This is a genomic window from Bacillus sp. FJAT-49711 (genome assembly GCF_018343715.1).
Taxonomy (GTDB): Bacteria; Bacillota; Bacilli; order Bacillales; family Bacillaceae_C; genus Lederbergia.
The window spans coordinates 123,839-140,083 of record NZ_JAGYPL010000005.1 but is presented as its reverse complement, the minus strand read 5'-3'; the positions used below and the strand labels follow the sequence as shown (position 1 = coordinate 140,083).

At 36.0% G+C, this 16,245-nt stretch carries 11 protein-coding genes; 7 read left to right on the top strand and 4 right to left on the bottom strand.

Annotated elements, in window-relative coordinates; genetic code table 11:
• Positions 1–75: 75 nt before the first annotated feature.
• From KHA96_RS20695 to KHA96_RS20685, 3 genes are all read left to right on the top strand, one after another.
• Positions 76–585 carry a GNAT family N-acetyltransferase gene (locus tag KHA96_RS20695; RefSeq protein ID WP_213131246.1) on the top strand — a complete coding sequence of 170 codons (510 nt, stop codon included), beginning with the start codon at positions 76–78 and terminating at the stop codon, positions 583–585.
• 604 nt (positions 586–1,189) lie between these two features.
• Positions 1,190–2,341 (top strand): hypothetical protein, encoded by a 1,152-nt coding sequence (locus tag KHA96_RS20690; RefSeq protein ID WP_213131245.1) that lies wholly within the window; start codon positions 1,190–1,192, stop codon positions 2,339–2,341.
• Positions 2,342–2,385: 44 nt separating this feature from the next.
• Positions 2,386–3,489: a tetratricopeptide repeat-containing glycosyltransferase family 2 protein gene (locus tag KHA96_RS20685; protein WP_349305819.1), complete on the top strand. Its 1,104-nt coding sequence runs from the start codon at positions 2,386–2,388 to the stop codon at positions 3,487–3,489.
• An 11-nt stretch (positions 3,490–3,500) separates the two neighbouring features.
• Here KHA96_RS20685 and KHA96_RS23430 read toward each other — a convergent pair whose 3' ends face one another.
• Positions 3,501–4,472 carry a CgeB family protein gene (locus tag KHA96_RS23430; RefSeq protein WP_213131243.1) on the bottom strand — a complete coding sequence of 324 codons (972 nt, stop codon included), beginning with the start codon at positions 4,470–4,472 and terminating at the stop codon, positions 3,501–3,503.
• 17 nt (positions 4,473–4,489) lie between these two features.
• Positions 4,490–5,485, bottom strand: a complete 996-nt coding sequence (locus tag KHA96_RS20675) for a CgeB family protein (protein ID WP_213131242.1) — start codon at positions 5,483–5,485, stop codon at positions 4,490–4,492.
• 193 nt (positions 5,486–5,678) lie between these two features.
• On the opposite strand from KHA96_RS20675, the gene KHA96_RS20670 reads away from it, so the two are divergent.
• Both KHA96_RS20670 and KHA96_RS20665 read left to right on the top strand, forming a co-directional pair.
• Entirely contained in the window at positions 5,679–7,409 is a 1,731-nt protein-coding gene (locus KHA96_RS20670; protein WP_213131241.1) for a sulfate adenylyltransferase, read from the top strand.
• Positions 7,410–7,682: 273 nt separating this feature from the next.
• Complete coding sequence (locus KHA96_RS20665) at positions 7,683–8,327, top strand: FusB/FusC family EF-G-binding protein (protein ID WP_249315821.1); 645 nt, start codon at positions 7,683–7,685, stop codon at positions 8,325–8,327.
• A gap of 45 nt (positions 8,328–8,372) precedes the next feature.
• On the opposite strand, the gene KHA96_RS20660 is transcribed toward KHA96_RS20665, so the two are convergent.
• Positions 8,373–9,725 carry an MATE family efflux transporter gene (locus KHA96_RS20660; protein ID WP_213131240.1) on the bottom strand — a complete coding sequence of 451 codons (1,353 nt, stop codon included), beginning with the start codon at positions 9,723–9,725 and terminating at the stop codon, positions 8,373–8,375.
• Positions 9,726–10,002: 277 nt separating this feature from the next.
• Between KHA96_RS20660 and KHA96_RS20655 the strand changes: the two genes are divergently transcribed.
• Positions 10,003–10,725 (top strand): response regulator transcription factor, encoded by a 723-nt coding sequence (locus KHA96_RS20655; RefSeq protein ID WP_213131239.1) that lies wholly within the window; start codon positions 10,003–10,005, stop codon positions 10,723–10,725.
• On the opposite strand, the gene KHA96_RS20650 is transcribed toward KHA96_RS20655, so the two are convergent.
• On the bottom strand, positions 10,698–10,877 hold the full coding sequence (locus KHA96_RS20650; RefSeq protein WP_213131238.1) for an anti-repressor SinI family protein: 180 nt from the start codon (positions 10,875–10,877) through the stop codon (positions 10,698–10,700). The genes KHA96_RS20655 and KHA96_RS20650 overlap by 28 nt on opposite strands.
• 174 nt (positions 10,878–11,051) lie before the next feature.
• On the opposite strand from KHA96_RS20650, the gene KHA96_RS20645 reads away from it, so the two are divergent.
• A complete protein-coding gene (locus KHA96_RS20645) occupies positions 11,052–16,238 on the top strand; it encodes an ATP-binding sensor histidine kinase (RefSeq protein ID WP_213131237.1) in 5,187 nt (1,728 codons plus the stop codon).
• Positions 16,239–16,245: the final 7 nt, after the last annotated feature.

The window sequence follows — 16,245 nt, the reverse complement described above, 5'->3', positions numbered from 1 at the left end:
TTAATTATACAATAGTATGAAGTGATTTAACATGAAAGAATACTTCAAGAGTAGTTTATTATGGAGGAAAATGATATGCAATTTAGAAAAATAAAAGAGAGAGACATTGTAGAGCTGGATGATTTATTTCAAAGTTGTTTAAAGGACTTGGTCACAAGAGAAAAGAAGAGCTCTGAACTTATTGAAACTGAAGTTGAGCGACTAAATCGTATAGTACAAGATAATTTGCTTAATGGTAAAACGTTATTTTTCGTGACAGAAATTCATAATCAAATTGTTGGTACAATCGCACTTACAAAACCAAATGAATTCATAACCGATCACGTTGGTATAGTTGAAAATAGATATGAAGTTGGTTGCGTGTATATACTTCCAAGTTTTCAACGGAAAGGAATAGGTAAATTTATGTTCCAGCAAATTAAAAAGGAATTAGTTCGTTTAGGCCAAGAACAATATTATTTAGATGCAGGCTTTTCAAGTTCCCAACAATATTGGAAACATGTATTAGGAGAGCCCTCAATCATTCTTCATGATTATTGGGGAAAGGGAGAGCATCATCTCATATGGGCTCGAACATTTAATTAACCCATTTCATATAAATTCTTTTTCGATGAGTTGATGAATTATATTTGTCATTTTTGGATATGCGGCCTATACAAAATGGCAAACGCCTTCGTAAGATATGAGCAAGAGCCTGTTTTTTCTTTATGGAGGTGACAAATAAAAGATGAATAAAGTTTTAAAAAGAACCAACGATGAAATTGGGAGAGCAGGAACAAAAAACTACTCGAATGATTATATTTTCGAAATCCAAGGTGATTTAAATTGTAGATTGGAGCAAGTAGACGTAGGTCATAGCAAGCTGCATCCCAATATTACAATGGCAATATGTGGGAGCATTGAAATATTTATAAAGAATAATGAAGGATGTTATAAATCTAAAAAACTTAAAATCCATCAGGTAAAAAATACTTCGATTATTGTACCTCCAAATTCGAAGTTAAGGTGTGAGCTTAGCGATTTTAACATCGTACTACTCAAACATCCTTGTAAAAAAACACCGATAAAAATGCTTATCTGCTGTAATATCTTTATTATTAACAATAATAACAGTATTTCGAAATGTTCAGTTTTGGTAACTAATTTTGACATTACTCTAAATAATGTTCAATTAGAAAAAGTTCCTAATATGAATATCGAGACTCATGAATATATGATTGTATCTAATACATTAAAACCAGAACATTGGATCCAATGTGAAATTGATAATCATGAAGAACCGCAAAATGGAGAAAAGAAACGAAAATGTAATTGTAAAACAATTTGCTACTGCAGTCCATTAGGTGAGATTGAGCCAACAAGTGATCACGAACCCACAAGAGATTGTGAGCCGACCCGTGATTGTGAACCAACTGAAGAATGCGAGCCAACCCGCGATCACGAACCCACAAGAGACTGTGAGCCAACTCGCGATTGTGAACCAACTGAAGAATGCGAGCCGACCCGCGATCACGAACCCACAAGAGATTGCGATCCAACTCATGATTGTGAACCCACAAGAGACTGTGAGCCGACCCGTGATTGTGAACCCAAAAGAGACTGTGAGCCGACCCGTGATTGTGAACCCACAAGAGACTGCGAGCCGACCCGTGATTGTGAACCCACAAGAGACTGTGAGCCGACCCGTGATTGTGAACCAACGAGAGATTGCGAGCCAACTCGCGATCACGAACCAACTCGCGATCACGAACCAACAAGAGATTGCGATCCAACCCACGATTGTGAACCAACACGAGACAGTAATCCAACTTATGAAATAGATACAGTAGATGAAGTGGAAGAAGACGCTTTTAATAACCATACGGATTTGCAGCACATAAAGCTAAATCATTTAGTTAGTAAAAACTATCCTCAAATCATCGGGCATCTCGCGAGTGCAGATGCGGTTTTAGTATCAACTGGGGATATTGGCCAGCTAGTAGATGATTTGGACTCGGTCCATTTTGATAAGGTTTGGATTAAAGAAGAAAATCAAAACGATTATTATTATGATTATGCCGGTAAGCTAACTTTGTATGAACCTGGAGACTATCGAATCATCTATTATGTACTATCAGATGAAGTTTCTCATTTTTCAATTAATATGGATGACCGAATTAACTCACCAGCAACTTATTATAAAGGGGCAGATGAAAACTACTATATTGATTCGGCTGAAACGATTATAAGTATAGAGAAAGCCCCAAGTATATTGCAGCTGCAAAACATCACTGGCAATGCCATTATCCTGTCACCGATTGATGAAAGTATCGCTTTTATCGCAATCAAGAAAATTTACTAAGGAAGAAAACTTCTATTATTTATATAGAAGTTTTTTCTTTTAATATGGAGTTGATCAACTTGGTTTCTATCAGTTTATGCATGATCGTGAAGAATGAAGAAAATACGCTAGGGAGATGCCTAGAAACGATAAAGGATCTTGTAGAGGAAATTATTATAGTAGATACTGGTTCAACAGATAAAACAAAAGAAGTAGCCATGCAATTTACTGACAAGATTTTTGATTTTGATTGGATAGACGATTTTGCAGCAGCGAGAAATTATTCATTTCAGTTTGCTTCTCAAGAATATACAATGTGGCTAGATGCTGATGATATTCTTTATGAAAAAGACAGACAGCTTTTTAAGGAATTAAAGGAAACCTTAAATCCTTTCTTTAATACGGTGACAATGGATTATATTGTCGGTCGTGGAACTGGCGGAGAAACTTATCAAATGGTACGAAGAAACCGACTTGTTAAAACGAATAAATATTTTCAATGGAAATCGCCGGTCCATGAATATCTTGAAATTTCCGGGCCGGTATATCATAGCGATATTGCCATAACCCATTTAAGTAAACCAGGGCGGGCAAGCCGGAATTTATTAATATATGAAAAGCGGTTGAAAGAAGGCAAAGATTTTTCCGTTCGAGATCTTTTATACTATGCCAATGAGCTGCGCCGCCATAAAAGCTATGAGGAAGCGATAAACATATATGAACGTTTTCTTGCTGAACCTGAAGGATTGAATGAAGATAAAATTATAGCCTGTGGTAGATTGGCAGATTGTTATTTTAGGTTAGGTGAACATGAAAAAGAACTTGAAACTGCATTTAAATCTTTTAAATATGCAAAACCTCGGGCAGATTTTTGTTGCAGAATTGGTTATAAGTTTCTTAGTGAAGAAAAGATACAAGAGGCCACTTTTTGGTATAATCTTGCAACTGAATTGGAATGGGATAAAGATTGTTTAGGCATCTATAATGTAGCTTGTTGGACGTGGCTTCCGCACTTGCAGCTTTGTTCTTGCTACTATAAGCTAGGCGATTATCAGAAGTCATATGAACATAATCAAATAGCCCTTTCTTATCGACCGAACGATGAAAGAATGATTGGAAATAAAAGATTATTAGAGGGAAAATTGGCGGAATGGCCAACAAAAAAATAAATGGCCATTTTTTATATCATTTTTGCTTTTTTTAAACATTCAATGATGTAGGAAGCCCGGTTTTTGTAAGAGTGAGGCTGTACAGCCAATTGTCCTTGCTTGCGAATTTTTTCTCGCTCTGTTTGATTTTTAAGAAAGTACTTAGTTAATTCTAATGTTTCTTCAGGGGATGAAGATACAATAATCTCCTCACCAGGTTTAAATAATTCCCTGATCGCCGGAGTATCAGACGTAATAAGAAAACCGCCTGATGCTAGGATTTCATATGTCCTTTGAGTTACTTGTGTTTTATAGTTTTGCGGTCCAAGAATAATATTAGAGGAACTATATACTTTATTTGCATCTAAATATCCTATATGCCCTTTTATAGAACGCTTAGGTATAGAATATCCTAAGATTGGCTTCATTTGATCCCAATGTCTGCCCCAAATATTTACTTTTACGTTATTTTTCAAAAGTGGTTTTAATAGTATTCGCAATGATTCATTTCTGAAATGATTTGGTGACTCTTGAAGGACTAAAGGATATCCGTTTGCTACAATTGAAATATCACTTTTAAAATCCGCAATAGGTTCGACCTTTCGATGAATGGCCGGATGGAAGCCAAAATCTAAATGTTCTGATGGAATGCCTCTATTTTTATAAAAATGAACTAAGTCCTTCGCCAATGTAAATACAAAATCTGGCCGCATGCGCTTTATTAATGGAAGTGTGTAAACGGAGGTGAAATGTGGATCTTCTACTGCCCAATAAATTAGTTTTGCTTTTTTTGTGCTTTCCCGAATCCAATTCTGTTTAGTGATGGACTGTTCAGGCCCCCAGCCAACTGTAAAAATAAAATCGGGAGAAAATTGTTCTATGATTCTAGGAGTATTTTCTTTTGTCAGCGGTCCAGATGCCATTACTTCATGTCCGAGATCGTGAAACCCATGCGGGAGTCCGTTTAACCAAATGGGGCTGCTCTCTAAAAATAATATTTTCACACCGCCTCACAACTCCTTCAATCGATATACCACGGTAGGATGTTCCGGTTATATAAAATATCAAGAATATACTTTGCGCGTGCTTGATAAGAATGCTTCTTTACAGCTTTCAAAGCATTTTCCCTAATTTTATTTAGCTCCTCTGGATTGGAAAAATAATAGTCAAGCTGCTGCCTCGTTTCATCCAATGATGAAGAAACGATTAAATCCTTTCCGGGTGTAAAGAGTTTTCTCACTGCTGGTGTATCCGTTGTAAGCAGAAAGCCCCCGGATGCTAAAATTTCATATGTTCTCTGGGTGAGCTGTGTTTGTTTATTTTGAACACCTATATTAATTTTTGCGGAACTGTAAACTTTATTTGCCTCAGTGTAGGGCAAATAACCTTTAATCCAGCTTTGTGGCACATTTTCTTTGAATATTTTTTTCATTTCATTCCAACGACGACCATAAAAGTATGTTGTTTTTCCTAATTCTAAAAAAGGCTCGACTAATACTTTTAACGAAGTAAATCGTTGATGGGTAGGGTCTTCTTGAAAAAGTAGTGGATACCCATTAGCAACTAATGCGGCCTCACTCTCATGATGTGAATCTTTTATTTTAGGGTGGTGGACACTTGAATGGTATCCAAAATCCAAATGGGCGGAATCAATATTATGATTTGCATAAAACTCTATCCTTTCAGGACAAATGGTGAATACGAAATCGGGCTTTGTCCTCTGGATATATGGTAATGAAAAACGTTGTGTATGTCCTGGATCCTCCGTTGCCCAATAAATATGCGGAAGACCCGACGCCTCAGTAACTTCGCCAATTTTTTTCTGAAGTTCGGGAGTGTTGTTGATTGGTGTCCATCCTATTGTAAAAAGTAAATGTGGCTGAAATTCATTTAAGGTTCTTAAAATTTCTTCTACCTCGTGTGGATTTGCAAGTTTCACATGGTGACCTAAATCCTTAAATCCATTCGGAAGTCCATGAATCCACATAGGGTGGGTTTCTAGGAACAAGATTCTCATTATGTTCTTCCTTTTTTACTTTTTTTGTTAGTATATGTTTCTCTTAGGAAATGGATAAAAGTTACCATTTGCAAGCCAGAGTGTTAGGAAGGCTTTCAGTTTAGTAGTTATTATGTTAATATTCAAAATATAATACACATTTTTTCAGACATCACTTGCGAAAAAAATATTTTTTTACAAGGGAGGAAGAGGAATGTTACATGTTACAGAGGTAAGCAAGTTTGCCAATTATCCACAGCAGCCTCATGGCGGTAAATTGGTAAACAAGGTGGTGACTGGTCAGGAGTTGGAGGATGAATTGAGCAAGGCGAGGCAGCTTCCAACAATTATGGTAGATTTAGAAGCGGTTATCACACTTGAAATGATAGCGACAGGTGTTTTATCCCCTAATGAAGGGTTTATGAATAAAGCTGACTATCATTCCGTACTGACGACAGGCCGATTGAAAAATGGCTTAATTTGGCCAGCTCCGTTAAGCTTTGCTCCAATTGGTAATCGAAACAAGGAAGTAATATTATCCCTTTCAATTGGGGATGAAGTCACGCTTGCCGACGAAAATAATGAGCCTGTCGCCATTCTTCAAATAGAGGATATATTCGATTATGATAAAGATTTTCGTGCTTCTCATCTTTTCGGGACGACAGATCGAAATCACCCTGGAGTTGATGCAATATTTAGAAGAATGGGAGATACTGCCTTAGGTGGACCGATTAAGTTATTAAGACGAGTAAATTGGGGGCCATTCGAGAAACTTCGCCTAGAGCCTAAGGATACATGGCGTATATTTTATGAAGAGAAGAAGTTTCGTTCTACAGCAGGTTTTATTACAGGAGCCAATCCTTTACATAGAGGGCATGAATACATTCATAAAAATGCTTTAGAAGAAGTAGACGGTTTGTTTCTTCAGCCTTTAGTTGAAATGGCAAAAAGGGAGTATACACGCCACGAATTTCGTATGTTGTCATATAAAAGTGTTCTAGAAACGTATTATCCAAAAGGTAGATCTATTCTTGCTCCACTGCGGGTAACATACATTTTTGCTGGGCCAAGGGAGACCGTTTTACATGCTTTAATCATGAAAAACTACGGTTGCACTCATGCACTTATAGGTCGAGATCATGCCGGAATTGGCGATTATTATGATAAGTATGCAAGTCATCGAATATTTGATCAGTTTAAGCCGTCTGAGCTCGGGATCGATGTACGTTTGTATTACGAGGTCTTTTATTGTACACGCTGTGATACTCCAGCTACTATCCAGTCATGTCCACATGATGAGCGATATCGGATTAGCATTTCTGGTACAGGAATTCGCGAAATGCTCCGTCATGGAATTATGCCGCCAAAAGAAATTGTACGGCCGGAATCGGCTCGAATCGCTATGCAAGGAGTTCAGCCTAAAGGTCTTGATGAAAATGGAAACGCTATCTCACCTGTAGGAAAGACCATTAAAAGTATGTTCCCATACTACTTAGAAAGAACAAGGATCGGTGGACCGAAACGAACAATCCCTTTAACCATCGAAGATTTGACGAATCACGATTTAGAAATGGCTAATCTTGATGTCCGCTCAAATGCTGATAGAATTTATCGAGATATTTTTGATGAGTATAGTAGTGTAGGAGATACGAATCGTCATTTGCAGCCAGAATGGGTCGCTGATACTAGAGAAGCTCTTAGACACCAACAAGAAATGGTCATTGAGGATTTAGAAGAAAAGGTAAAACGAGCTCCTGTTTCAGCTTCTGACGAATTTATGTATCAAGACAAGGAAGAAGCAGAAAGGGAACTGGAAGTAGCCAAAAAGATTTTGGCAGATATTCCAAAGATCCTACGTGAGGATGATATTAAATATCGATCTTGGAACACATTGCCGTACCAGCGTTATCGTGGTAGTGATGAACTAAGCGAGAATAAAAAATAAGAATACAAATTAGATCCGCTAATGGTTAGATCCTTGTAGCGGATCTTTGTATTTACAACTAATGGGGGATCTGTTGTATAATACTTACGAAGTTTGCTGGAGGTGATATCACATGGCGAATTTACAAGCGTCAGGGGTTGGAACGTCTCATGCAAAGCCTACTATGGAAAGGCGATTCTTTGCATGAGGTAGAAGATGAATAAACATCGCCTAATATCATAATGGCTTTGCCCCTTATTTCAGTAAAAACTATAAAATAAGGAGCTGTCTTAAATGAATAGCCATATGAATATAAAACCTTTTATCAGAAGTGACCAATATAACTTTATTAAATTTCAAGTGAAACACTTAGTACAATCATTTTCAACTATAAAAGATCAAGATGTTCTTAAAGCAATAGCTTACAGTTCTCTAGATAAGGTCATTAATTTGTTCCCAGAATATGATCATTACAGAGAGAGCTTCGAAAAAATTCTAGAAATCAAAAGTGATATTCAAGCAACTCATTTTCTTGATGAGTTAGGGCCTTACAGGATTCCGTTTAGAACAGTATCAGATAAGACGATAGAGAAATTATTTCCTAAAGCAAAGAAATTGAAACTGCCGCCAATGGAATTAGATTTAAAGGAAGTTTCATATTTGGGATGGTATGATATGCGTTCAGAAAGGAAATATCTCGTTTTTGATTATAATGGAAAACTTTTAGGGATAAATGGAACATTTAGGAATACTACTAAAGGAATTTGTTCTTTATGCAATGGTCATGAGGAAGTAGGGTTATTCATGGCTAATGTAAAAAGTGGGAAAGAAACGTATACCAATCGGGGTAATTATATTTGTAATGATAGTCAAAAATGCAACGAGAACATTAAAACACTTGATAAACTCTATCAATTTATTGAAATTGTAAAAAGCTAACATAAAAAATAGCTCCACAACCTATTTAAGGTGTGGGGCTATATATCATGCTGCAATCCGATCAGCCAACCGTTTCCATTTTCCACTATGGTATTGAATCAAGGATGGAACTAATCCAAGCGCCCAGCCAATTGGGCCTGCATACCAAACACCGATATGACCAAACATCATTCCCAAAATAAAGGAAAGTCCTACTTTTGCTATTAACTCGACAATACCTGAAAAGAGTGGTATTGCCACTTCACCCATTCCGCGCAACGTATTGTTGTAAAACCAGATTAGTCCTAAGAATGGGAAAAAGCATGCACTAATATATAAATATTCCTTTGACATTTTAACGATCGCTTCAAGGTGAGTATCTTCATTAGAGATAAACATTCTAACAATCACGTCACCAAAAATAAAAATCAACACCGAGGAGACAAGCGTAATAGCTAATAAAATAAGTACGACTTTTTTAAAGCTATCTTGGATTCTTGTAAATTTCTTCGCCCCTAAATTTTGAGCTGCAAAGGTGGAGTAAGCTTGAGCCATGTTAAAAAAGGCAAGTGTAGCAAACTGTTGAACTCTCATGCCGGTAGTATAAGCGGCTACAGCGTTAGTGCCAAAGGAATTTATCACACCTGTCACTGTCATTTCTCCTACAGAGAGCAGTAAGGTTTGCAATCCCATTGGAATTCCGATTTTAGAAATTAATCCAATATTGCTAAAGTGAGGACTCCAGTCAGTTCGTCTCACCCGGAAAATCGGAAACTTTTTATACGTATAAATGATACAAAGTAAAGCGGATACAACTTGGGATATGACTGTAGCGATAGCCACTCCGGCCACTTCCATACCAAAACTGAGAACAAACAGTAAATCAAGCAAGACGTTAAGTAAAGATGATAAAATTAAAAAATATAAAGGTGTTTTGCTGTCGCCAACTGCCCGTAGGACCGCTGATGCAGCATTATAAAAAAGCAATCCTATACTTCCGCCAAAACAAATTTGAATATAAAGAGTTGCATCATCAATTATATCGGGTGGAGCATTCAATAAAAGCATTAAAGGTCTAGCTCCAAAAATTCCTATAAAGGCTAATATAATGGTGCAAACAATCGTGATATAAATAGAGCTTACTAATGTTTTTCTTACCATTTCTTCATTTTTTGCACCAAAATACTGCGACATTACAATCGAAAAAGCATTTGTCAGCCCGAGAGTTAAGGAAAGTAAGAAAAAAAACGTCGAACCTGTCACACCTACCGATGCAAGGGCACGTGATCCTACAAATTTCCCTACAATTAATGTGTCTGCCACATTATATAACTGCTGAAATAATCCCCCTATAATCATCGGCCCCATAAACGCAAAAATAAGCTTTAGTGGCCGCCCTTCTGTCATATCTTTTATCAATACCCCATTACCCTCTCTAAGATGTTATCTTTTTATTTTTATCTTTCAATATTACATCTAATATAATAGTTATAACATAAGTATGATATATAAAATCAAGAGTAAATTTAGTTATTTGGTAATGGGGTAGAACCTATTAAACGACAAAATTTCCAGAAAAAGTATCGAATCTATTAAATGAATGATAAAATAGTACTGGAATGAATATCCAATTTTATGCAAGCGTATTCTTTGCCAAAGGTCATCTATCTTAAAATAGAGAGAAGTGGGGGGTATCATGAATAAGGAGACCATTCTAATTGTTGATGACGATGATGATATTCGTAAAGTGCTGGAATTATATTTATGTGATGCAGGTTACCGTATAGTCGAAGCGGACCATGGGTATAAGGTTATGGATATCTTCGAACAGGAAAAGCCAGATCTGATCATTTTAGATGTGATGTTGCCGGGATTAGATGGTTTGGAGGTATGTCAAATGATCAGACGGAGAAGTGATGTTCCAATTTTGTTTTTAAGTGCAAAGGAAGATGATGTCGATAAAATTGTTGGACTTGGAGTAGGAGGCGACGATTATATTTCTAAGCCATTTAGTCCGTCGGTTTTAACTGCTAAAGTGAAAGCGCATTTACGCAGAAATCGTCTTTTAGATAAAACTTCTCATTCAAAAGAAAATGATTTTAATAGAATGCCAATCATTTCATATCCAGGACTATCAATCGACCAAGAGTCTTATTCAGTGAAGGCTAATGGTAATGATATACACTTATCTACAAAGGAATATCAAATTTTATGTTTGCTGGCAGCCAATCCTGATCGGGTATATTCATTTGAACAACTTTTCCGAATGGTTTGGGGTGAAAGCAGCTTTGGAGATCATCGGACTGTTATGGTGCATATTAGTAATTTAAGAAAAAAAATTGAAACCGATCCAGCTTCACCTGAGTTTATTACGACGGTAAGGGGAATTGGCTATAAGTTTAATTCGGATTTGTATTGATTGCCGTGATTTTTTTCTTTGAAAAAATCACGTACATGCTCAATGCTTAACCCTTGACCTTTGGCTAATTTGATTAATGAAACCCATTCTTTATCCAATTGAATTTCATGTCCCAGTTTCTTTAAAGAGTGCTGATCAGTAAGCTGCACCATAATATCACCTCTAACATCATTTGAGTCCTATCATACAGATTGTAGTATAAATTTCATTCAAATTATTCTAAAGATTTGTTAAAGTTTTTCGTATTTGTATTGTCTGAGTGGTTAGATGTGGGTAAAGATTATGTTAGAAACAAATATCCCATCACGATTTAATGGAGGATTTTCATGAATGCAGCAGTAGACCTACAAATAAATTTGCCTGGTTATGAAAGAATTGTTGAGCTCGAAACAAATCAAACTTGTACATATTTTAAAGCTGTGGATCGAACATCAAAGCGTCCTGTTCTTATTAAGAAACTGATTATGGAAACATCTGATTCTCAGGAATTAGCTACAGCGATTCATGAATATAATATGACAAAAAGTTTAGAAGTAAACGGGCTGTTAAAACCGATTAAGTTAGAAAACTATTGGAATAAACCATATTTAATTACAGAGCGATTCAATGGAATTACTTTAAGCACATATATAAAGAAATATGTGATTGATATAAAGCTTTTCTTACAGATTGCTGTTAATCTCACATCGATTATCGAAGAACTTCATCTAAGTCATATTATCCATAAAAATATTCAACCAGATAATATTTTAATAAATGATGGGACAAGTGAATTAAAAATTACCGGTTTTCATCATGCTGCCATGCTCAAGCGTGAAAATTATCGAGCCCATATGAATCCTTATATGCTAGGCAAGCAGCTTTATTATATTTCACCTGAGCAGACAGGTCGGATTAATCGTTTTCTTGATTCTCGTACAGATCTGTATTCATTAGGTGTAGTATTTTATGAGCTGCTAACAGGTCGTCTGCCTTTTGAAGTAGAAGACCAAATTGAGCTTGTTCATGCCCATATTGCTAAAAGACCTATTCCTCCGCATAAGATTAATCCAACAATTCCTCATAAACTATCGGAAATCATCATGAAACTACTAGCAAAAATGCCGGAATCGCGATATCAAAGTGCTGCTGGGTTAAAGCATGACTTGAAGAAACTTGAAGTAACAATAGATTTTCCATTAGCTGAGAATGATCCACATCAAATATTTGATATCGAGGATAAGCTTTATGGAAGGGATGAAGAATTACAGATTTTCACAGCAGCCTTCGACCATGTTTGTAAAGGTCATTGCTCATTTGTACTTCTTCCAGGTGCATCAGGAATTGGAAAAACAGCACTTGTAAATGAAGTGCAGAAACCACTCGTTCGAAATAAGGGATATTTTATTTCAGGAAAATTTGATCAATTAAAACGAGATGCTCCATATCATCCACTTATTCATGCCCTTCAAGATTTACTAAAACAAGTAATGGCAGAAGGGGAAAAAAGTATCCAGCACTTGAAGGGTCGTTTAGAAACAGAGCTGGGGCCATATTTATCTGCAATAACAAAAATGATTCCCGCTATTAAGTGGGTTGTTGGTGATATAGATGAACCAGAAGTTTTGCCGGCAATTGAAAGCCATAACCGTTTACGTTTTGCTTTTTTAAGATTAATCAATGTATTTTCAAGTGAACGCCATCCGCTCATATTATTTTTAGATGATTTACAATGGGCAGACCATGCTACTTTAGATTTATTGCAATATATTCTATCTCAGAAAAAAGTGCAATATTTACTTGTAATAGGCGCATATCGTGATAATGAAGTAGATGTGACCCATCCTTTTCACCTTATGGCGAAAGAGCTTAAAGCTATCAAAGGTCTTGTGAAAACAATCCGTCTAAATCCGCTTCGCATTGAAGATATAGAAGAATGGGTGAAGGATGCATTATATAGCAATAAGAATGATTCGGCAGAAATTGCAGCATTTATTGAAAAAATTACAAAAGGGAATGCCTTTTTTATTAAGCAATTATTTCAATCCTTCTATGACCAACAATTAATTACATATGATGAAGAACAAAGAAAATGGACAAGTGATTTACAACAATTAACGAAGCTTGAAATTCAAGACGATATTATTGCGCTCATTGTGGAGAGATTTAATAAGCTCCCTGATGAAACGAAAAAGCTAATGAAACTGGCCTCTTGCATTGGAAATGAGTTTGAGATCAATGTGTTGAGTGCGGTTTATGAAGAAAATACCATTATAACGGTCAATACTCTATGGGAGGCATTGCGGGAAGGGATGCTCTTACCACTTAGTCCTAGTTATAAATGGATATATGAAGGTATGGATAATGATCTTGAGGAAATGCAGCATCTTCCCTATAAATTTTTACATGACCGCATCCAACAAGCAGTATATTCAACAATGACATTAACCGAACAGGAACAGTATCATTTATCTATTGGTAGACTCCTATTATCGTATTACACGAGTAAAAATAATTTTGAGGAGAAAATCTTTGAGATTATCAATCATTTGAATCAATGCCGTAATTATTTAAATAGCCATGAAAAGCTTCAGCTTGCAGAGTGGAACTGTATTGCTGGGGAAAAAGCGAAGCAAGGAGCAGCATTTAATGCTTCACTTTCATTTTTTAAAATAGGTAAAGAATTACTTGGTGCAGACGGCTGGGAACAATATAATAAGCTATCTGCTCGTTTGACAATTGGACTCGGAGAGGCGGAGTACTTAGATAATCAATTTGAGCTTGCTGAGCAAAGATTTGATGAGGCATTAAGCAAGGTCCAAACAAAGCAAGAGCAGCTTCGGATTTATCAATTGAAAATTTCATTATATACGCACTTGCATCGGGTAGAAGAAGCAATTGACTGTGGATTGAAAGGACTCCAACTATTTGGATGGCATATAAATAAAACACCTGGAAAACTTGCAGTTGCGAAGGAAGTTTTAAAAGCAAAGATATATTTAAGCAGAAGAAAAGCAAATGATTTGAAGTCGTTGCCTATATTAACGGGAGAAGACAAGCGTCTTATTTTGCAGACGTTTATTAATATGAATGGTCCTTCCTATCATGTAGACCAAAATCTAGCTGCATTATTAATGCTAAAAGCTTTTAACTTTACAATAAAGTATGGAACGACAGATGTATCTGCACTCGTCTATAATAATTTTGCACTTATTTTAAGTTCTGGTTTCCACCAATATAATGAGAGCTATGAATTTAGTCGTCTTGCTCTTGATGAAGCAGAGAATAGCCAGAACGCCCATTTATTAGGCAGAGTTTATTTTGTGTACGGATCTTTTGTGAATCATTGGAAAAATCATATTATTTATAGTCAACAATATTTGGAGCATTCACAAAAACATTGTATTGAATCAGGAAATGCCCATCTCGCGGGAGCATGCAGCTCATTTATTTGTATGACTAGTTTTTTAAAAGGTCATCAGCTGGAAGAAACACTAAATACAATAGATGCTCAGCTCCACTTTTCCAATCAAATTCAATATGATTTATCAAAAAACTATTTGAACGAATTAAAATATTGGATTCATATTTTAAATGAAACGAATGTTAAACCAGATTGGGGTTTTCCGAAAATAACTGATGATGAATCTGCAGAAGTTGTACACTACACTGTTCGTTTGCAGTTGGCTTATTTATTGGATGAACTCGATATTGCAAAAGAGTTAATGGAAAAGTTAAATAAGCTTGTCGATGGTTCTTTAACTCTTGTCATTGCACCTGAGTATAATTTTTATAAAGGTTTATGGTTGGCTAAGCTGTATAAAGATGCAACGATTAAAAATAAAATGGTTATACGTAAGCAATTAAAAAAACAACTCTCTCTTTGGCGGAGATGGTCAAAACATTCTCCTGTTAATTATGAGCATAAATACTATTTAATTAAAGCAGAAGAAGCAAGAATCAAAAAAGACTTCACAAAAGCTGCTGAATATTATGACCAATCCATTTTACTGGCACAGAAAAATGGTTTTATTCAAGATACTGCCATTGCAAATGAATGTGCAGGGAGTTTTTACTTTTCTCGTAGCTTGCCTTTTGTAGCTAAAGCGTATTTAACTCAAGCTGTTTTGGCATATGAAAATTGGGGAGCGGTAAGAAGGTCGAATTTATTAAGAAATGAATATCAGAATCTATTAAAAGAAGGTTATGCAGATAAGGTAGAAAATACGGTGAACCTTTCCGTTGATCTAGCAACAATGATGAAAGCTGCTCAAGCACTTTCGGGGGAAATTGTATTAGAGAAGCTGCTTGCTCGACTTATGAATATTGTATTAGAAAATAGTGGTGCACAAAAAATGATTATGTTTTTGAAAATGGAGGAACGATTAAAGCCTGTAGCTTCTGGAACTGTAGATAAGATTATGACGTTCGTAGAAGAAGAAATTATTGAATATCCGATTAATATGATCTACTACGTAGAAAAAAGTCTCGAACCTGTTGTTCTGTCAAATGGTGATGTGGGCGGGATGTTTAAGCACGATCCTTATATGAAGAAATATCAACCGAAGTCCGTTCTATGTTTTCCAATATTACACCAAGGCAAATTAATTGGCACCTTGTTTTTGGAAAACAATATAATGACTCACGCTTTTACAAAAGAAAGAATTGAGATATTGAATATACTTTCCACCCAAGCAGCCATTTCATTGGAAAATGCTTTATTATACAGAAATTTAGAGGGGAAGGTTAAGGAGCGAACGGCTCAATTAGAATTTGCATACAAAGATTTAGAAAAGGCAAATCTTGACTTAGCTCAATCGGAAGAAATGAGGAGGAAATTTTTATCTAATATATCTCATGACCTTAGGTCCCCCATTACTTCTGTCCAAGGTTATATCGAAGCCATTATAGAAGGAGTCATTACAAAAGAAGAAGACAAGGAACTTTATTTGGAAAGAAGTCATCAACGATTATTAATGCTTAATCGGATGATTGAAGATTTATTTGAACTGACAAAGCTAGAATCACGTGGAATGTCGCTTCATTTTGAGTACGTCCCTTCTGATCAGTTATTTAAACATTTATGGAGGCAATTTGAGCATGATGTAGTCAATGCAAATCTAGCTTTTTCCGTCCAAATCGAACCACCTTCTATAAATGGTGAATATCCACTTCTAGAGGTTGATATTAGAAGAATGGAGCAAGTCATTCAAAACCTTATATCTAATGCTATAAAAAATACGAAAGTTGGCGAAATCACCTTTCAACATAAAGTCGAATTAAATAAAAATGAGGCTGTTTTTATCCTATCTGACACTGGAAATGGTATTTCTGCCGACGATCTGCCACATATTTTTGAACGTTTTTATACGAAATCGATTGAACGAAATGATGGACATGGTTTGGGACTCTCCATTTGTAAGGAAATCATTCATTACCATCGAGGAGACATTTCAGTTGATAGTATAGAAGGGAGCGGGACAAGCTTTATGATACGGCTTCCAATATTTGAACTTGAGGAGAAAGATATTTAACAGAAAT